Source organism: Burkholderia singularis (assembly GCF_001718875.1).
Classification (GTDB): domain Bacteria; phylum Pseudomonadota; class Gammaproteobacteria; order Burkholderiales; family Burkholderiaceae; genus Burkholderia; species Burkholderia singularis.
The window spans coordinates 1,319,275-1,338,678 of sequence record NZ_CP013448.1 but is presented as its reverse complement, the minus strand read 5'-3'; the positions used below and the strand labels follow the sequence as shown (position 1 = coordinate 1,338,678).

The 19,404-nt window shown below is 66.3% G+C and carries 12 protein-coding genes, 1 tRNA gene and 1 pseudogene; 1 reads left to right on the top strand and 13 read right to left on the bottom strand.

Going from position 1 to position 19,404, the window contains the following annotated elements:
- The 9 genes and pseudogenes from AQ611_RS06095 to AQ611_RS25395 form a co-directional block, all read right to left on the bottom strand.
- A complete protein-coding gene (locus AQ611_RS06095) occupies positions 1-333 on the bottom strand; it encodes a hypothetical protein (protein WP_059519898.1) in 333 nt (110 codons plus the stop codon).
- Entirely contained in the window at positions 330-1,025 is a 696-nt protein-coding gene (locus AQ611_RS06090) for an OmpA family protein (RefSeq protein ID WP_069233990.1), read from the bottom strand. Before AQ611_RS06090 ends, AQ611_RS06095 begins: the two co-directional genes overlap by 4 nt.
- A 125-nt stretch (positions 1,026-1,150) precedes the next feature.
- The gene (locus AQ611_RS06085) at positions 1,151-4,219 is read right to left on the bottom strand and encodes a YadA-like family protein (protein ID WP_069233989.1); all 3,069 of its coding nucleotides are present in this window, start codon (positions 4,217-4,219) and stop codon (positions 1,151-1,153) included.
- Between the two features lie 72 nt (positions 4,220-4,291).
- Positions 4,292-6,895: a YadA family autotransporter adhesin gene (locus tag AQ611_RS06080; protein ID WP_069233988.1), complete on the bottom strand. Its 2,604-nt coding sequence runs from the start codon at positions 6,893-6,895 to the stop codon at positions 4,292-4,294.
- Positions 6,896-7,408: 513 nt separating this feature from the next.
- Positions 7,409-7,471 (bottom strand): annotated as a pseudogene (locus tag AQ611_RS26705) (ESPR domain-containing protein); the annotation flags it as partial.
- Between the two features lie 265 nt (positions 7,472-7,736).
- Positions 7,737-9,785 (bottom strand): YadA family autotransporter adhesin, encoded by a 2,049-nt coding sequence (locus AQ611_RS06075; RefSeq protein WP_146011819.1) that lies wholly within the window; start codon positions 9,783-9,785, stop codon positions 7,737-7,739.
- A gap of 71 nt (positions 9,786-9,856) precedes the next feature.
- Positions 9,857-12,424 carry a YadA family autotransporter adhesin gene (locus tag AQ611_RS06070; protein WP_069233986.1) on the bottom strand — a complete coding sequence of 856 codons (2,568 nt, stop codon included), beginning with the start codon at positions 12,422-12,424 and terminating at the stop codon, positions 9,857-9,859.
- 153 nt (positions 12,425-12,577) lie between these two features.
- Positions 12,578-12,886 carry a hypothetical protein gene (locus tag AQ611_RS06065; protein ID WP_125910518.1) on the bottom strand — a complete coding sequence of 103 codons (309 nt, stop codon included), beginning with the start codon at positions 12,884-12,886 and terminating at the stop codon, positions 12,578-12,580.
- A 1,339-nt stretch (positions 12,887-14,225) separates the two neighbouring features.
- The gene (locus AQ611_RS25395) at positions 14,226-14,498 is read right to left on the bottom strand and encodes a hypothetical protein (protein ID WP_146011818.1); all 273 of its coding nucleotides are present in this window, start codon (positions 14,496-14,498) and stop codon (positions 14,226-14,228) included.
- 184 nt (positions 14,499-14,682) lie between these two features.
- On the opposite strand from AQ611_RS25395, the gene AQ611_RS24505 reads away from it, so the two are divergent.
- Complete coding sequence (locus AQ611_RS24505; RefSeq protein ID WP_083237246.1) at positions 14,683-15,426, top strand: tyrosine-type recombinase/integrase; 744 nt, start codon at positions 14,683-14,685, stop codon at positions 15,424-15,426.
- 29 nt (positions 15,427-15,455) lie between these two features.
- Here the strand turns inward: AQ611_RS24505 and AQ611_RS06050 are convergent.
- The 4 genes from AQ611_RS06050 to lolA all read right to left on the bottom strand — a co-directional run bounded on the left by AQ611_RS06050 (position 15,456) and on the right by lolA (position 19,367).
- Positions 15,456-15,546 (bottom strand) — tRNA-Ser (locus AQ611_RS06050).
- A gap of 111 nt (positions 15,547-15,657) precedes the next feature.
- Entirely contained in the window at positions 15,658-16,968 is a 1,311-nt protein-coding gene (serS, locus tag AQ611_RS06045) for a serine--tRNA ligase (RefSeq protein WP_069233982.1), read from the bottom strand.
- Positions 16,969-17,157: 189 nt separating this feature from the next.
- Complete coding sequence (locus AQ611_RS06040) at positions 17,158-18,468, bottom strand: replication-associated recombination protein A (protein WP_059519906.1); 1,311 nt, start codon at positions 18,466-18,468, stop codon at positions 17,158-17,160.
- Positions 18,469-18,638: 170 nt separating this feature from the next.
- Entirely contained in the window at positions 18,639-19,367 is a 729-nt protein-coding gene (lolA, locus tag AQ611_RS06035) for an outer membrane lipoprotein chaperone LolA (protein ID WP_069233981.1), read from the bottom strand.
- Positions 19,368-19,404 lie beyond the last annotated feature (37 nt).

The window sequence follows — 19,404 nt, the reverse complement described above, 5'->3', positions numbered from 1 at the left end:
TCAGTTGGAAACACGAAACAGCAGGCTCAACACCACGCCAAGCGCGACGCCCAGCAGCCGGCCGCGCGCGAGCGATGCCGTGCTCACTCCCCCTTCGAACGGCCAGCGCGGCCGCACGCGCGCGGCGAGCATCGGCAACGCGAGCACCGCCAGCGCGCCGAGCCCGCCGACGAGCGCGGCGTGCGCCGCCGGCGTCAACTGCGCGAGCCACGGCTGCCGGCAAGCCGCGTGCGTGAGCGCCAGATCGATCCAGCAAGTCGCGAGACTGCTGCCGAGCAGGTGGATCTTCCAGCGGTCGGGGTACGCCATCGCGCTCAGACGCCCGCGGATCATGGCCGCAACTCGACGTCCGCACGCCGGTTCTGCGCTCGGCCGGACCGGGTGCGGTTGTCCGCCACCGGATCATGCGGACCATGGCCGCGCACCTGCAGCGTGCGCACGCCACGCTCGCGCAGATACCGCGCCGCGGCCTGCGCACGCGCGGTCGACAGCGACTGGTTGATGCGCAACGGTCCGGTTGAATCCGTATAGCCGTCGATGCGCGCGCCGCTCACCGGCGCGCTGCGCACCTGCTCCAGCAGCGCATCCAGCCGCGAGCGGGCCTCGTCGGACAACGTCGCCTGATTGGTCGCGAAGTGCACGGTCGCCGTGAGCGGCGCGGCCTGCGGCGCGGGTGTCTGCTGCGGCTCGACCAAGACGGCGGCCGCCGCTATCGGCGCGGGTGCGGGCGCCGCGCCGCACTGGAACGTGAGAATGCGGGCATCGGCCTCGCCGCCGCGCGTCTGGCCAAGCCCCGCGATCGCCTCGACCACGCGCACCGCTTGATCGCCGCAGATCTGCTGCGCCTGCTGCTCGCAGACCGAGCGGCCTTCGAGCAGGCCGTGACAGGTCACCTGGTAAGTCGGCGCGCCGTCGGCGCCCGTGAGCGTATAAGCATTGAACGTCGGCCCCGACGCACTGGTACAGGCCGTAAGCGCGGCAAGCGACGCGACGATCAGCCACATCGGATGGATAAGTCGTTTCATAAAAAAAAGCGTCCTCAATGAAGGGGCAACAACCGGCTGCGCCGGCAGCCGGCCGGATCGGGCCAGCCCGGCCGCCGGGCGGGAACGGCGCAAAGCGCCGTCCTCGCGGATCACGCGCGCGGACCTCACCACTGGTACGACACCCCGCCGCCGTAAGCCTGTCCCGCCGCACTGATCCCCACTCCGGCCTTCATCTTGATGTTCTCGGTCAGCCGCACGTTGACGCCCAGCGCGCTCGCGCCGTAGCCCTGATAGCCGCCGCCGGCGATGCCCACCGCGATCTTCTTGCCCGGATCGACCTCGGGAATCATCGTCAGCGCGGTGGCCGCCGCAATGCCCGAGTACGCGCGGCGCGCCACGTCGGTGATGCTCGACTGCACCGCGTTGAGCTGGTTCATGTTGACCGCGTCGGTGCCGTTGATGCCCGGCGCGACGTTGGTCAAGCGCCGCTCGTGGCCCGGCGAGCCGAGCGACACGGTGTTGTCCTGATCCGCGATCGAGCCCGCGCCCAACGCGACGGCGTTCGCCCCGCTCGCCGTCGCGTTCGCACCCAACGCCGTGCTGTTGTTGCCCGAGGCCGTCGCGAGATAACCGTCGGCCTTGCCGTGAACGCCCGAGGCCACCGCCCCGGCGCCGACGGCCGTGCTGCCGTCGCCCGACGCCGTCGAATGACTGCCGATCGCCGTGCCGTTCGTGCCCGACGCGGTGGAGCCCGAGCCGTATGACGAGCTGCCGTCGCCCGACGCCGTCGAGTTGTTGCCATACGACGAGCCGCCATTGCCCGACGCGCTCGAACCGCCGCCTTGCGACGTACCCGTGTTGCCGTTGCCGCCGACACCGCCGTTGTTGTTACCACCGCCGTTGTTGCCGCCACCGCCGCCACCGCCGCCGCCAACGCCGGTCGAGATCGACGCGAGCGTCACGTTGGTATTGGCCAATGTCGTCGACAGCGTCGCCACTTCATTCGCCACCGCATACAACTGGCTGCCGTTGATCGCATCCGTGCTCGTCTGCGCAACCTGACCGGCCGCCACGTTGACGATCTGCCGCGTCACCACCTGCCCGCCCACCGTGCCGCCTCCCACGCTCACCACGCCGCCCGGCGACGCGCCCGCGAAACCGCTATACGTGATCCCGCCCACCTGCGCGCTCGCCGTCGGCACCGCCGCGCGCGTCACCGCGTTCGCGCCCAGCGCCACCGCATTCGCATCGCCCGCCGACGCGCCATAACCGAGCGCCACCGCGCCCGACGCGCTCGCGCTCACCACCGCGTTCGGTCCGATCGCGACCGAGTTCGCTGCTTGCGCGCCGACGTTGTCGTAGTTGCCCACGTGCGTGCCGCCGTCGTTCACGCTCACGTAATGCCGCGAGCCCGACAGCGACGTCGAGATCGCCGCGACATTGCTGTTGGTCGTCGTCAGCCCCGTCGACAACGAGCCGATCCGGCTGTCGACCGTCGTGAGCTGCGACGACAGCGCGCCGATACTCGTCGACGTCGACGTCGACAACGAACCGATACTGCTGTTGAGCCCGACGATTCCCGTCGACAGCGAGCCGACACCGCTCAGCGCAGTCGCAATGCCCGTGGACGCCGACGTCGACAGCGTGCCCACCGCACTCGCAACCTGATAGAGCTGGCTGCCGTTGACCGCGTCGGTGCTCGCCGCGTTGAGCTGGCCGGCCGCCACGTTGGTGATCTGCCGCGTCACCGCCTGGCCGCCCACCACGCCGCCGCCCACGCTCACCACCTGCGTCGCGTTGTTGCCCGCGAAGCTGCCGTAACTGATGCCGGCGATCGTGATCGGCGCGTTGCCCGTCGGCCTGGCCGCCGCCGTCACCGCGTTCGAGCCGAGCGCCACCGAGCCCGCGTGGCCCGCCGTCGCGTTGTAGCCCAGCGCCACGCCGCCCGCCGCGCTCGCATCGACCACCGCGTTCGCGCCGATCGCCACCGAGTTCGGCGCGCGCGCGCCGTCGTTCGCATAGTTGCCCTGGGTCGTCGTGCCATCGCCGGTCACGCTCACGTAGTGCGGCACCGAACTCGAAATCGCCGCGAGGCCGTTGTTGAGATTCGCCAAGCCCGTGGACAGCGAATTGACGCCCGATTGCGCGCCCGTCACGCTCGTGGTCAGCGCGCCCACGCTGGTCGAGGTCGAGGTCGACAGCGAACCGAGCGTGCTATTGGCGCCCACCAGCGTGGTCGACAACGTGCTGATGCCGGTGCTGACGCTGGCAAAGCCCGTGGACAGCGAGTTGACGCGCGATTGCACGGTGAAGATGCCCGTCGACGCCGAAGTCGACAGCGAACCGAACTGGCCGAAGTTGACCGCGTCCGTCGCGTTGACGCCCGGCGCGACGTTGGTGAGCTTGACCGGCGCCGTCGCGCTCGCGCCGCCGAGCGTCACGCGCGTGCGGTTCGAGTTCGGATCGTATTGCACCGCGTTCGACAGGCCCGTCGACAGCGAGCCGATGCTCGTTTGCGCACCGGCGAGCCCCGTCGACAGCGAGTTGATGCCGTTACCCACCGAAGTCGATAGCGACGCCAGGTTGCTGTTCGTCGCCACCAGCCCCGTCGACAGCGAATTCACCCCGCTTTGCGCGGTCGACAGGCTCGTCGACAAGGAGTTCAGCAGGCCGGTCGAGATCGAGGCCAGGCTGCCGGTGATCTTGAACAATTGACCGCCGTTGATCGCGTCCATCGAGTTCGCGCCGATGAGGCCGTCTTGGACACCGGTGATCTTGTGTTTATTAAGGTCTGTCGTGCCGTTCAGCGTGATGCCGCCCGGGCTGTACAGCGTGATCGAACCAGCTGCATTGCTCCCGATCTGACCGATTTGTAAATATTGATTCCCGCTCGCGATGCCAACGCCCGTGCCGCCATTACATCCGGTGGCCACCCCGTTACCGGCAGTGGATACCCACTGGCCGCCATTCATACTACCGGTTCCAGTGTTACCTGAGCAGTTGACGATGTCGCCCGCCCACGCGCCCGCGCTTGCCATGCTCAACCCGGTCGCCGCCGCGACGCTCACCGCCAGATGCTTGAGCCGCGGCGCACGCCGTCCGTCGCCCGCATCCACCGTCTGCGCCGCGGCGCACCCGCCGCGCGTGGCCTTGCCCTTCGTGCGCTCGAGCTCCGACACCGCCACCCAGCCGCCCAGCGCTTCATTCCATACCGTCTTGTATGCCTTGTTCATTGCGTTTTCCTCTTCGTCCCAGCGGGACCATTCCTCATGCTTTCGATTCGCTTCGTTCCGCTTCCGGTCCCGTCACCACTGGTACGTCACACTGCCGCCATAGGTCTGGCTCGACGAACTGATCCCCACCCCGGCCTTCATGCCGAGCTGCTTCGAGAAGCGCACGTTCACGCCCACCGCGCCTGCCAGGTAGCCTTGGTATGAGCCCACCCCCGCGCCGATCGACACCCGCTTGCCTGCGTCCACCCCGGGGATCATCGCCAGCGCCGTCGCCGCCGCCACGCCCGAGTACGCGCGACGCGCCACGTCGTTGACGCTGCCCTGCACCGCCCATAGCTGGTTCATGTTGACCGCGTCCGTGCCGTCGAGCCCCGGCGCCACGTTCGTCACCCGGCGCTCATGACCGGGCGAACCCACCGACACTGTGTTCGCCTCCGACGCCACCGACCCCGCGCCCAGCGCCACCGAATTGGCCCCCGACGCCCGCGCGTTCGCGCCCAGCGCCGTGCTGTCGTCGCCCGACGCATTTGCCAGGTAACCGTCCGCATTGCCGTTCACGCCCGATGCCACCGCGCCCGCCCCGGTCGCCACGCCGTTCGCGCCCGACGCCGTGGCGTTCGTGCCGATCGCCGCGCTGTTCGTGCCCGAGGCCGTCGCGCTCGAGCCATACGCCGCGCTGCCGGCGCCCGACGCGCTCGCATTGCTGCCATACGCCGTGCTGCCGCCGCCCGTCGCAGACGAGCCTCGCCCCGTCGCGGTGTTCGTCGGATCGCCGGCCGTGTAGCCCTGCTGCCGTCCGATGGCGGTCGACAGCGACGCCACCCGGCTCGCCGCCGCCGACACGCCCGTCGACAGCGACGCCACCGCATTGGCCACCGCATACAACTGGCTGCCGTTGATCGCATCCGTGCTCGTCTGCGCAACCTGACCGGCCGCCACGTTGACGATCTGCCGCGTCACCACCTGCCCGCCCACCGTGCCGCCTCCCACGCTCACCACGCCGCCCGGCGACGCGCCCGCGAAACCGCTATACGTGATCCCGCCCACCTGCGCGCTCGCCGTCGGCACCGCCGCGCGCGTCACCGCGTTCGCGCCCAGCGCCACCGAATCCGGGTCCGACGCGAGCGCGTTCTGGCCCAGCGCGATCGCGCGCGCGCCGCTCGCCGCCGCGCCCGGCCCGATCGCGACCGTGTTGGCCGCCGACGCGCCGTCGTTCCAGTAGTTGCGCTGCCGCACGCCGCCGTCGTTGGTGCCGGTGTAATGATTCGGGAACGGTTGCAGCGCGGCCGTCGACAACGACGCGATCGTGCTGTTGGTCTGAATCAGGCCCGTCGACAACGTGTTGGCCGTGTTGTCCGCGTTGACCACCCCCGTCGACAGCGAGCCCAGATTGGTCGAGATCGACGTCGACAGCGACGTGAAACCGGCCTGCGCGTTCGTCAGTCCGGTCGACACCGAGCCGAGCCGGCTGGACACGGTGGACAAACCCGTCGACAGCGTGGTGGACACATTGCCGGTGGCCACGGCCACGCCGAAGAGCTGGCTGCCGTTGATGGCATCCGTGCTCGTCTGCGTCAGTTGGCCGGCCGCGACGTTGGTCAATTGCCGTTGCTCGCTGGCATTGCCGACGCTGACGAGCCCCGCGGGGTTGCTGCCGGCGAAGCCGCCGTAGGCGATGCCGCCCGCCGGCGCGCCGGGCACCGGCACGGCGGAGCCGGCCGCGAGCGCGTTGTCGCCGAGCGCGACCGAATTCGCGGTCCTCGCCCGCGCGTTGTGGCCAAACGCCACCTGGCCGGTCTGGCCCGCCACCGCGCCCGGCCCGATCGCAATCGCATTGCTCGCCGAGGCCGCGCCCGTGTTTGCGTTGTTGCTCTGCACCGTGCCGCCGTCGTTGACGCCGACGAAGTGCTGCTTGTCGATCGACGACGACACCGAACTCGACAGCGACGCAAGATTGCTGCCGGCCGCGATCAAGCCCGTCGACAACGAACCGATGCCGCTGTGAATGGTGACGAGCCCGGTCGACAACGAACCGAGGCTCGTCGAGGTGCTGGTCGACAGCGAATTGACGCCGACCACCAGCGTCGAGACGCCCGTCGACACCGTCGCGAAGCCCGCAGCAAGGCCGCCGAACGTATTCGCCGCCGAATCGACGCTGCCCTGCAACGGCTGAATGCCCGTCGACAGCGTGGTCGACAACGCCGAGAGCTGCTTCACGTTGATGGCGTCCGTCGCGCTGCCGCCGTCCGCGACGTTGGCGAGCGTCACGCTCGCGCCCGCGTGGCCGAGCGTGACGGAGCGATGAGTGTCGTCGTCGTACTGAGCCGTGTTCAACAGCGTGGTCGACAGCGAGCCGATGCCGACGTTGACCGCGCCCAACTGTGTCGACAATGAGCCGAACGTGGCCGGCAGCGTGCTGAACGCACTCGACAGCGACGCGACGTTGCTGTCCGTGGTGGACAGGCCCGTCGACAACGTGCCTACGCTCGACGAAACCGTGCTGATGCCAGTGGACAGCGATGCGATATCCGTGAGCGCGGTACTGACGGCCGAGCTGATCGCCGTCGACAGAGAAAACAGTTGGCTCCCGTTTACCGCATCGGATGAATTGCTGGCGATATATCCTGGGGAAAGATTGATAATCTTTTTTCCGGACAGGGATGTTTCCCCATCCAATTTAATAGTCCCACGAGCATTTACATAAATTGCATGAAAATTACCGAGATTACCATTGACATTGGCAATTTCTATATATGCATATGCATTGTTAAGCCCGGAAATCAATCCCTTATTGTAATCATCGACCGTCCCTGCCCCCAATCCCTCCGTTAAATTTACACTGTAATTACCATAATAATAAGAATACCCTCCTACCGGAGCGCCAGGAAATTGCCTGCAATTAAACATGCAATGAGTCGTAGAATCGTATTGCCACGCTCCCGGTTGCGACGCCCATCCAGTCCAATAATAAATTCCGCCATACGAACCATTAGTCGGCGGTGAAGCTACAACATTATTTTTCCCGTCGTGATTAAAAATCGTCCCTGCCCAAGCTGCGGAACATGCGACTCCCATGCCAATTGCCATGGCCACACACCATGCCATCTGAGTCAGTTTGGGATGCCACGCACCAATGACGCTCGTGCCCACCACTCCCGGCGACACTCTTTTCCCTCTTGCCCGAGCCAACTCGGACACTGCCACCCAGCATCCCAGCGCCTCGTTCCAAACCGTTCGATATGCTCTATTCATGCATTCCTCACCTATCCAATCAGGACGACGTCCTGCTCGTTTCCCATCGAGCCGCCTGATTGGGCAGGCGCGTTTGCCCAACGCCCCGCCATCAAGACCGCTTTCACCCCGTCCGCTCGACTTGCTTCGTTGTTTGACTACCTTGCGTATTCATTCACTGGCTTCTGGCTACCCTCCCTCCCTGCTTTCCTTGCCCCATTCATTTTTATGGATACCTAATCAATTACATGAGCGCCCCGCTGTTGCGTGATCGATCCCTACCCTCTCACCACTCGTACCCGAGCTGCGCCCGCACGCCCCGGTCTCCCGAGTTCGTCGTCGCGAACCCCGCATTCACGAGCCACCGGCTGTTCTCCGAGCGGTACGTCGCGCTCACCGCCGCCGCATTGCCGCTCTTGTAATTCGCCATCCCCACCGCCACCACCGTGCGGCCCGGCCCCGACGGCGTCAGGTTCGGCATCGCCAACGCCGCCGCGATCCCTCCGTATGCTCCCCTCGCCAAGTCATGCAGCGACTGGCTCACCGCGTCGATACGCTGATCCGTGTAGCGGTTCGCCTGGCTCACGCCTTGCCTCATGCCCTGGTTCAACTGATCCACGTTCACCGCATCGGTCGGCTCCGTGCCCGCCGCCACGTTCGTGATCTGCCGCTGCTGCGTCGCATTGCCCACCGACACCACGTTGCTGCGTCCGTCATCGTTGGATCTGGCGCCGATCGCCGCCGAGTTCGAGCCTGGCGTCACCGCCGGTTTGTCCGAACCGTCGCCGCGCATGTCCGCCACCGCCGCCGTCGTGTTGCCCAGTTTCTGCACCGTCGTCGATAGCGTCGCCACGTTGTTGTTGGTCGTCGACAGGCTCGACGACAGCGTGCTGACATTGCCATTGGTCACGCTCAGTCCCGTCGACAGCGAGCCCACTTGATTCGTCAGGTTGACGATCGACGTTTGAGTCGATGTCGACAGCGTGTTGATGGCCCGCATCGCCGCGTACAACTGGCTGCCGTTGACCGCGTCCGTGCTGTTGCCGCTCAATCGGCCCGCCGCCACGTTCGTGATCTGCCGCTCGGCCCCCGGTGCGCCGACGCTCACCACGCTCGCGGGATTGCCGCCGGCAAAGCCATATGTCATGCCGCCCAGCACGATGCTCGCAAACGGGTTCGGCGCGCTGGTGACGGAACCGGCGCCCAGCGCCACGTCGTTCGCACGTGCTGCCCGCGCGTTCACGCCCAGCGCGATGCCGCCCGCCTGCATCGCCATCGCCGTGTCGCCCACCGCGATCGCGCCGGCAGCCGTCGCCATGTTGGCGTGACCGATCGCCACCGCCCCCTGGCCTTGCGCGGTGTTGCCCTGCCCCAGCGCCACGATCCCGCCGCCGGAGAACGGATCGCTATTGAGCGTGCGCGCCGTGTTCTGCTGGCCGATCGCCACCAGGCCGCCGCCCTGCTTCGGATCGGCGGGCTTCACGCCGCCATCCGTCGTGTTGCTCGCGCCGATCGCCACGCCTTGGTTGAATCCGCTCGCCGACGCCGCGCGGCCGATCGCCACCGACGCCTCGTTGCCCGCGTTCGCCCCATCGCCCAGCGCCACTGCCTGCTTGCCGCCCGCCAGCGCGTTCGGCCCGATCGCGATCGCGTGATACCCGCTCGCACCGTTGCTCCCGTAATTGCCCTGCTGCGCGTCGCCGTCGATACTGACGAAGTGCGTCTGGCTCGACGACAGCGACGCCGCCAGCGCAGCCACGTTCTGGTTGGTCTGGTAGAGCTGTGCACCGTTGACCGCATCCATGCTCGACGCGCTCAGCACGCCCTGTTGCAGCTTCGTGATCTTGTTGCCGTTCAGGGACGTCGTGCCTTGCAGATTGATGCCGCTGGGACCATAAAGCGTCACCGAGCCGGCTGCGTTGTAGCCGGTCTGCCCGACCCAGACATACGCCTGGCCCGCGCCGACGCCGCCGGTGCCGTTGTTTTCCTGAATCGTGATGCCCGTGCCGCCATTGCAACTATCCGCGCCGCCGCCCGAGACGCCGTTCGTCCAAGCGCCATTGCCCGAACCGGCGATCGCGCTGAACCAGCCCGACTGCCCCGCGCCCGCGCAATTAAAGACATTGCCCGCCCGTGCCGCCGGCATCGTCAGGCCCACGCCCAGCGCCGCCGCCATGCTCAGCGCCATGCGCGACAGCCGCAGCGGATCGCGCCGCCCGGACATGCCGGACAGCCCGGCTTGCAACGCGTGCGCCGCCACCAGGCTGCGTCCGGCCGAAGCCGGGCGTTTGCCCCACGGCTGCGGCTCCCAGCGTTGATCGATTGCATGCTTCATCGTCGTCACCTCGTTATCGCGTATCCCGGACCCGGAGCGCGCTTGGCGCCGCGCAGCAAACGCGGCTCGCATCACCATTGATAACCGCCGCCAATCACCGCGCCGTAAGTTCCGCGCGTGTTCACAGACATCGCCGCCTTGACCACCCACCGGTTGTTCGCCGTCACATGCGACACGCCGATCGCCTGCCCTGACTGCCCCCGGTACACGCTTCCCGCCACCGACACCATGCTCATCCCCGGCTGCGTCGGCTGCGGCAAACCCGCGATTGCCATCGCCGCCGCCACGCCGCCGTCCGCATCCCGGCCCAGCGAGTCGAGCCGGTTGTTCACATCGCGAATCCGCCCTTCCGTATACGCATTCGCCTGGCTCACGCCCTGGCTGATGCCCTGGTTCAGTTGCTCCACGTTCACCGCATCCGTCGGCGCCTCACCTGCGGCCACATGCGTGATCTGGCGCGCGTGAGCCTCGCTGCCCACCGATACCACGTCACCGCGCCCGTCATCCGTCGAACCCGAACCCAGCGCCACCGAGTGGCGTCCGCTCGCCGTCGCATGCGCGCCCAGCGCCGTCGCGCCGTCCCCTGACGCCGTCGCGCCATACCCATCCGCCTTGCCATTCGCCCCGGACGCCACCGCGTGCGCCCCATATGCCGCGCTGTTCTCTCCCGACGCTATCGCCTGATCACCGCTCGCGATCCCGTTCACGCCCGAGGCCGTCGCGCCCGCGCCATACGCCGCGCTGTTGTTTCCCGACGCGCTCGCCTGATAGCCGCTCGCGATCCCGTTCGCACCCGAGGCCGTCGCGCCCGCGCCATACGCCGCGCTGTTGTTCCCGGACGCGCTCGCCTGATAGCCGCTCGCGATCCCGTTCACGCCCGAGGCCGTCGCGCCCGTACCGATCGCGGTGCTGTGCGCGCCCGAAGCCGACGACTGCGCGCCCACCGCCACCGCCGAATCGCCCGACGCGCTCGCGCCCGTGCCGAACGCCGTGCTGCCCGCACCGGTCGCGCCCGACGTCGTGGAGCCAAGCGTCGCCGACAGCGCGTTCACCGTGTTGTCGAGCCTCGACAGCCCCGTCGACAACGACGCCACCTTCCCGTCGGTCACGCTCAGGCCGCTCGACAGCGTGCTCAGCCCCGTCGACAGCGCGCTCACATTCCCGTCCATCGCGCTCAGCCCGCTCGACAATGCCGTCGACAGCGACGTCACACGGGAATCGGTCACGTTCAGCCGGCCCGACAACGTGCTCAAGCCCGCCGACGTCGACGTCGATAACGTATCGACCGCCTGGTTCGTCGCATACAGCTGGCTGCCATTCACCGCATCCGTGCTCGCCGCACTGAGCCGGCCCGCCGCCACATTGACGATTTGCCGCTCGCTGTTCACGCCGCCCACGCTTACGACGCCCACCGGCTGCCCGCCCGTGAACGCGTAAGTCCGGTTGCCCACCACCGCGCTCGCCACCGGCACGGCAGCGGCAGCGGCCACCGAATTCAATCCCAGCGCCACCGAGTTGCCGGTCGAAACCTTCGCGCCTGCGCCCAGCGCCGTCGCGTTATCCGCGCTCGCGCTCGCGCCCCAGCCCAACGCCGTGCCCAGCCCGCTCGCCGAAGCCTGCGTGCCGATCGCCAGCGCGTTCTGTTGCGCCGACGCCTGCAAGCCCACCGCAATCGCGCCCGTATAGCCTGGCGTCCCCGCGCTCGCCGACGGCCCCACCGCGATCGCGCCGAATCCACCGCCGCTGGTGTCCGCCTTGCTGTTCTGGCCGATCGCCACGTTGCCCGCGCCGTCCGTGCCCGTCGCGCTCACCGCGCCGGCGCCGATCGACACGGAGCCCGAACCGCCCGCCGTACTCGCCGCCCCCAGCGCCGTCGACGACATTCCCGATGCCGTCGACCACATCCCCAGCGCCGTCGCCATAGACGCGCCGGCATTCGAATGCAGCCCGAGCGCCGTCGACGATTCGCCGCTCGCCACGCTCTGATTGCCGATGGCCAGCGCATTGGTCGCACTGGCGATCGACGACGGCCCCAGCGCGATCGCGTGCTCGCCGTTCGCCACCGCCGCGTTGCCCAGCGCCACCGCCAGCCCCGCGCCCGCCGTCGCCGTCGATCCCACCGCGACCGTTCCGTCGGCGCCTGCGGTGCTCTGCGCGCCCAACGCCGTCGCGTCGGTCCCGTTCGCATACGACGCGCCACCGTATGCCACCGCGTTCTGGCCTCTGGCTACCGATGCCCCACCCACCGCCGTCGCCTTCTCACCGTTCGCATTCGCGCCATCGCCGATCGACAGCGCAAAGCCGCCGCTCGCCGTCGTGTTCAAACCGAACGCCTCGTTGTAGTTCGTTCCGTCCACGCCGGACGTCGCCGGGAACGCGCCTCCCGACGACGCGCTGGAGCTGTACGACGAGTTGTCGGTGCCGCCCACCCCGCCCGACGCATAGTTGTACGCATGCGCCCGCGTCGCCGGCAGCAGCAGTAACGCCGCCATCACCGTCAAAGCCGTTTTCGCGCCCGCGGGCTCCCCCGTGCACAGCACTTGCCCTGCCTTGCGCTGCACCGCTGCCTGCGTCCGCGCGACAGGAATCAGCGAGTTCAGCCGACGGCTCCAAACCAATCGATAGCGTTTTTTGTTCATCTCGTTTGTATCCTCTTGCGTTTTTCTCAATGGCACTTGATCAAACTCCGTTCCATCTAAGGCAATCCTCATTTATTTTGGATTACTTAATTTATTGCATCGCCACCGGCGCATCGCTCGACCCTTGGGTCAGTCACTCAGCTAATCACCCGGTCAGCCGTACACCCATGACAGCAACCGCCCATACCAGCCGCTCGATAACGACAGCCACGCCAGCCACACCGACCACGCCCGCGCATCCTCTGTCGCGCCATGCTCTGGCTCGCCCGCCGCCTGCCCGCCCATGCCTCGCGCGACACCCCGCGCGTATACCCGGCACAGCTCAGCCTTCACGCTTCGGCGCAGCCGGCACCAATCCCGGCCACGCTGCCACCCGCTTGCCGTCCGGCAAGCATGACGCGCCCACCACACGGCGGTCATGCGCCACCAGTACGCCTGCGCGAGCGCTACGCACAGCCACATCACCGCCCTCAAGCTCCACGGTCCCATCGCCCCACCCCCGTTTCTTGGAAGAAGACAACTTCTGCTCAGCTTTCATGCGCAACACGGCCCATCCCGCCCACCCGGACAGAACGCGTCATGTGTCAAACAAGGAGAAACCCAGAGATCGAAGACCGATTCGGACTCGCCGCGATATCAATTCGCGCCGTCAAAGTGCGCCGCGTATTGCATCCGGCTGATTTGACGCGCAGCATGACGCGCCAGCCCTCACTTCATTCCATATTCGTTGCCGCCCTCTCAGCATTCGGCCGCCCGCGCTTTCGCCCTGGTCCAAGGCGGTCTTCACGCGTATCTTTCCGTGCATGGCAAAGCCCCGCTCAACGCGCTCGGCACGGAAAAAAACGACCGTTTGTATCACAGTAGGATTCGAGCGCTGACGGGTTCGCTATCCAATTGATTTATCGAGAGGTCGCAGCGAGTTTTATTGAACCGACAAAAACGGTCCTTTTTGTCCAGCGGATTTTTACTTCTCATCCCCCGACTTATCTTTCTTTAACAATCCATCCGATATTGCCCGGCAACGCGCGCCTCGCTGCGATGCGCCATTTCCGTGAGCCGCCCGTCTCCCGCCGGCACTGCGCCGGCTCGATTTTCCAATTCCCGTGCGCGGCGTCCGATACCGCCGGCTATTGCCCCATGCATTGACGCACCAGGCCCGCCAGTCCATCCGGCCATGCGTCCCGCATGCTTGAAAGCCGTGCCGCGCGCGTTGCCGAACGCTCGTTTGGAATTACTGCCAAGCCGCTAAAACCGGCTAAGCCCGCGTTCCCGCAAAGAACAAAATGTTCCGTTGCAAATCGACGCGCTGTCATGCTGCACCTGCGAACGCGCGCTGGCCGATCGCGGCATTCACACCAGCCGCCTCGTGCTCGCCCCCGGTGGTACATCCGGCGGGCCTCGACCGGACGATCAACGCATCGTGCCCGATAGCCGGGATCGCATCGGCCGCCCACGCGCCGGACTCGCCTGCGTCACCGCCCGCTAAAGGCGGTACGGCATCGAGTCGACCGATACTGCCCGCTCTTGCGGTAACCGTGCACTGCGTTGAACGGCTGGGCGCGACAGACTTCGGCGCGGCCCGCGAGCACGCGCCAGCCTCGCCGCAGCCCGATATGATCGGCACCGGCCTTTGTTCTCCTTGCAACGCGCCCGGATTTCACGATTCATGCAAACGCCTCCGATTCATGCCATCACTGCGCCATTCGACGTCGATCCCCGCCGTGTCCGCCAATTAATCGGCATCGCCATTCCATTCAATTCCCTTACCAATCGCAATCTATTTCCCGACATCGCATCACGCTTATCCGTCTATTCGAAAAGAATGCTTCATTCGCAACACTGGCTGAAACTGTTTTTCCGCCGCATTCTCGTTGTCAAAAAAATCCGCTTCAATGAAGAAAACCATGATTTTGAGAATGGCAATATTTTTTTGTATTTCAATTTCCCATGAATCGGCATCAGGATATTTACGCGTATCGTCGTGCAGAATATTTTTCTTATATGCACGCCTGCCGCAGCCGCCAATTTCATGACTCCCCTGATCGGCCAAGCCGTTTGATTCGCGAGCATTCATTCTCATTTCATCGCACGAACCGTTTTCACGCGCGAATCAAATCGAAATTAAAATCATCGACCAAACCAGCTGGAACTCGCTTCAAAAATCGGCCATCGGCTCGGGGCTGTTCCGTTGCTGCGCAACCGTCCGGTGCCGGTAGGCCCGCCAATCCGCTCGACACCGTCGCTCACGCGCCGCATGCATGACTGGCGCCGCTGCCCGCCCATATGCGGCGATCGTCATGCCGATATGCGTTGCGACGGCCGCGCTTACATCGACCCGCGACTCAGCACGAACGCGGGCGCGGCAACCATGCGCCCCGGAACACAGACACAACGGGATCGCGTATCGGCGGTCGGTACGCGTTTGCCGCGCAAACACGCGCGTGCCGCCATCGCGCGTCACGCGCGAGAGGCACACCGGCTGTTGGCTGCGATTTGCCCTGATTGGATGCGGGACGCAACCATTTTCGGATGCGCGACTGCGCTACGCCAAGCGAACATCCTCGGGCTCGAATGGAGTCGGGTGGATCTCGTCCAGCACCGGGCGTGGATTCATCCCGATCAGGCGAAAGCGCAGCGGCCGATCGCGTTCCACTGTGAAGGCCGAGGCTCTTGACACGATTCGACGCCGGATTGGGAAGCATCAAACGCATGTCTTCATGAGAAGTGGTGAAATTCTGACGGCGTGGGCTTCGGTTCAATGGCGTGCCACATGCAAGCGCGCCGGCATCACGAACTTCCGTTTCCACGGACGAAGACATACCTGGGCGAGTTGGCACGTCCAAAACGGCACGCCGCTGAATCGGCTGATGGAGCTTGGCGGATGGCCGAGCGATGAGATGGTGCTGCGGTACGCCCATCTTGCCGAGCCCCGATGCGGTCACAATTCGGGCACGCCATGTACACCGGAAATGGCGTGCTCAGAAAAGAAAAAAGCCGGCTAGGCCGGCTTTTTTCCTTGCTGCATGCATTCTGGCGGAAAGGGTGGGATTCGAACCCACGATACGGTATAACCGTATACCGGATTTCGAGTCCGGCGCATTCGACCTCTCTGCCACCTTTCCTTTTCAGCTTCACCGGTAGGTCGCCCCGGCGAAGCGAAGATTATAGAACAACTTGCAGCAGCTTTCCAAGCCTTTCCTCAAAAAATTTCAAGGCCGCGACTCCTTCTCCGTTTAACCCGCGCTTGCGCCCGCGGCCGGCGCGGCAATCAACTCGAGCCCGCCCATGTAAGGGCGCAGCGCGACCGGCACCGTCACCGAGCCGTCGGCGTTCTGGTAATTCTCCAGCACCGCGACAAGCGCGCGGCCGACCGCGAGGCCCGAGCCGTTCAACGTATGCACGAGTTCCGGCTTGCCCTGCGCATTCCGGAACCGCGCCTGCATCCGGCGCGCCTGGAACGACTCCGTGTTCGAGCAGCTCGAGATCTCGCGATACGTGTTCTGCGCCGGCAGCCACACTTCGAGATCGAACGTCTTTGCCGCCGAAAATCCCATATCCCCCGTGCAAAGCGCCATCACGCGATACGGCAGCTCGAGCTTCTGCAGGATCGCTTCCGCGTGGCCGACCATCTCGTCGAGCGCGGCATACGATGTCTCCGGCGCGACGATCTGCACCATCTCGACTTTGTCGAACTGATGCTGGCGGATCATCCCGCGCGTATCGCGCCCATACGAGCCGGCCTCCGAGCGAAAGCACGGCGAATGTGCGGTCAGCTTGAGCGGCAGCGCCGCCGCGTCGATGATCGAGTCGCGCACGGTGTTCGTCAGCGAAATCTCGGACGTCGAGATCAGGTATTGCGATGCCGCGTTCTCGTCGCCCCCCCGCTCGACGCGGAACATGTCGTCGGCGAACTTCGGCAGCTGGCCGGTGCCGTACAGCACGTCGGCGTTGACGATGTAAGGCGTGTAGGTCTCGCTGTAGCCGTGCTGCTGCGTGTGTGTGTCGATCATGAACTGCGCGAGCGCGCGATGCAGCCGCGCAATGGGCCCGCGCAGCACCGAGAAGCGCGCGCCCGACAGTTTCGCGCCCGTGTCGAAATCGAGACCGAGCGGCGTGCCGACGTCGACGTGATCCTTCACGTCGAAATCGAACTGGCGGGGCGCGCCCCAGCGGCGCACCTCGACATTCTGGGTCTCGTCCTGGCCGACGGGCACGCTCTCGTGCGCAAGATTCGGCATCGCGAGCATCAACTCCGATACGCGCGCCTGGATTTCGTCGAGCTTCGCCGCCGAAGCCTTCATCTCGTCGCCGATGCCGCTCACTTCGGCCATCACCGCCGACGTATCCTCGCCCCGCCCCTTCATCGCGCCGATCTGCTTCGACAGACTGTTGCGGCGCGCCTGCAGCTCCTCGGTGCGGGTCTGGATCGCGCGGCGCTGCGCTTCGAGCGCGGAAAACGCGGCGACGTCGAGGGTATAGCCGCGATCGGCGAGGCGCTTGGCGACGCCATCGAGGTCTTTACGCAGCAACTGGATGTCGAGCATGGGGGGACGAAGATTCGTTGAGTGAAACCGGGATTTTAACGCACAGCGCCCGCGCGCCGGTGACCGGACGGCGCGGGCGGCCCGTCGCGGCCGCGCCCTGCATCGCGGCCCGGCCGTTGCCGGCCGAGGGCCGAGGGCCGAGGGCCGCGGACCGGTTCGTTGCCGCATGGCCCGCGGCATGGCTGCGCGCTAGTCCTGCTTGCCCGCTTCGTGATCCAGCTCGCGCAGCCACGCGAGCTTGTCGGCGATCTTCGCTTCGAGACCGCGCGGCGTCGGCTTGTACCAGCGCGGCTCGCGCATGCCGTCCGGCAAATAGGTCTCGCCCGCCGCATACGCATTCGGCTCGTCGTGCGCATAGCGGTACGCGTGGCCATAGCCCAGCTCCTTCATCAGCTTGGTCGGCGCATTGCGCAGATGCACCGGCACCTCGCGCGATTTGTCCTGCCTGACGAACGCCATCGCTTCGTTGAACGCGTTGTAGCCGGCGTTGCTCTTCGCCGCGCATGCGAGATACAGCACCGCCTGCGCAAGCGCCAGCTCGCCTTCCGGCGAGCCGAGCCGCTCGTAGGTCTCGGCCGCGTCGTTGGCGATCTGCATCGCGCGCGGATCGGCAAGGCCGATGTCTTCCCACGCCATGCGCACGATGCGCCGCGCGAGATACTTCGGATCGGCGCCGCCGTCGAACATCCGGCACAGCCAATACAGCGCGCCGTCCGGACTCGAACCGCGCACCGATTTATGCAGCGCCGATATCTGATCGTAGAAATTGTCGCCGCCCTTGTCGAAGCGGCGTGCGTTCATCGTCATCGCGCTGTCGACGAACGCCGCGTCGATCGTCGTCACGCCCGCGGACGAAGCCGCCGTCTGCGCCTGTTCGAGCAGGTTCAAAAACCGCCGCGCGTCGCCGTCCGCATAGCCGACGAGCGTGTCGACCGCGCGCTCGTCGAACGTCAGGCCCGCGAGCGCGGTGTCTTGCGCGCGCTTGAGCAGCTGACGCAGTTCGTCGTCGGTCAGTGATTTCAGCACGTACACCTGCGCGCGCGACAGCAGCGCCGAATTCACCTCGAAGCTCGGATTCTCGGTCGTCGCGCCGATGAACGTGACGAGCCCCGATTCGACGAACGGCAACAGCGCATCCTGCTGCGCCTTGTTGAAGCGATGGATTTCGTCGACGAACAGAATCGTGTGGCGGCCGGTGCGGTTGAGCGTGTCGCGCGCCGCGTCCATCGATTCGCGGATATCCTTCACGCCGCCCAGCACCGCGGACAGCGCGATGAACTCGCAATCGAACGCGAGCGCGGTAAGACGCGCGAGCGTCGTCTTGCCGACACCGGGCGGCCCCCAGAGGATCATCGAATGCGGTTTGCCCGATTCGAACGCAAGCCGCAACGGCTTGCCCTCTCCGAGCAGATGGGTCTGCCCGATCACGTCGCCGAGCGTTTTCGGGCGCAGCGCCTCGGCGAGCGGCCGGCGCGGTTCGACTGCAAACAGGTCCGACATGACCTTCGCTCCCACGAAAAACGGTGGCGGCGCGCATGCGCCGCCCGATCGAACATTATGACAGCCGCATGCAAGATGCGCGGCGCGGCTGCTTCGGCGCGCCGCCCGAAACGAACCGGGCCCGCCATTGCTGGCGGGCCCGGCGGGCATCGGCGCGAGCGCAAGAGCGCTTAGCCGCTGACGACGTCCGCCCCCTTCGGCACGACGAACTTGAACTCGTCGGCCTTGAACGGCGGATTCGTTTGGATATTCGTGAACGTGAGTAGCGTCACGTTGCCGAACACGTCGTGCAGCTCCATCGCGGCGAGCACGCCGTTCTTGAAGCCGATGCCGATGCGCTGAAACTGCGTGTCCTGCGCCTTCGGCAACATTTCGAGCCAGTCGATTCCGCCCTTCTCGCCCGCGTCGCGCAGCGTGTAGTTTTTCTCGAGATCGTTGCTGCCGAACAGGATCGCGGCCGGGCTCGCGCCGAGCGCGCCCGCGAGCTTGCGCTCGGTGACCTGGTTCAGATCCTTGTCGTACACGTAAAGCTTGTCGCCGTCGGCTTGCAGCACCTGCTGATACGGCTTCTGATACGACCAGATGAATTTGCCCGGCCGAGAAAACTCGAAGCTGCCGCTCGAATTGTCGGTGGGCTTGACGCTCGGCGCCGCGCCGCTCGCGGCCTTCGACGGCATCTTGACGATCTGCTGCATGAATTCGCCCTTCGCGCCGCGCACCTTCGACACGAACGCCTTCAATTGCTCGGTGCCGCTCGCGAACGCGTGCGACGCGGCAAGCGCGAGCGCCGCGCCCGCGAGCGCGGCGCGCACCGTGCGCGCGAACGCGCGCCGCGCCGCGCGCGGCGAGCCGGTGTAGCCGGTGTAGCCGGAATGAATTGCCAACGACTGATCCTGCATGCTGTGGTTTTCTCCGTAGAAGGCCGAAGCGCCCGGG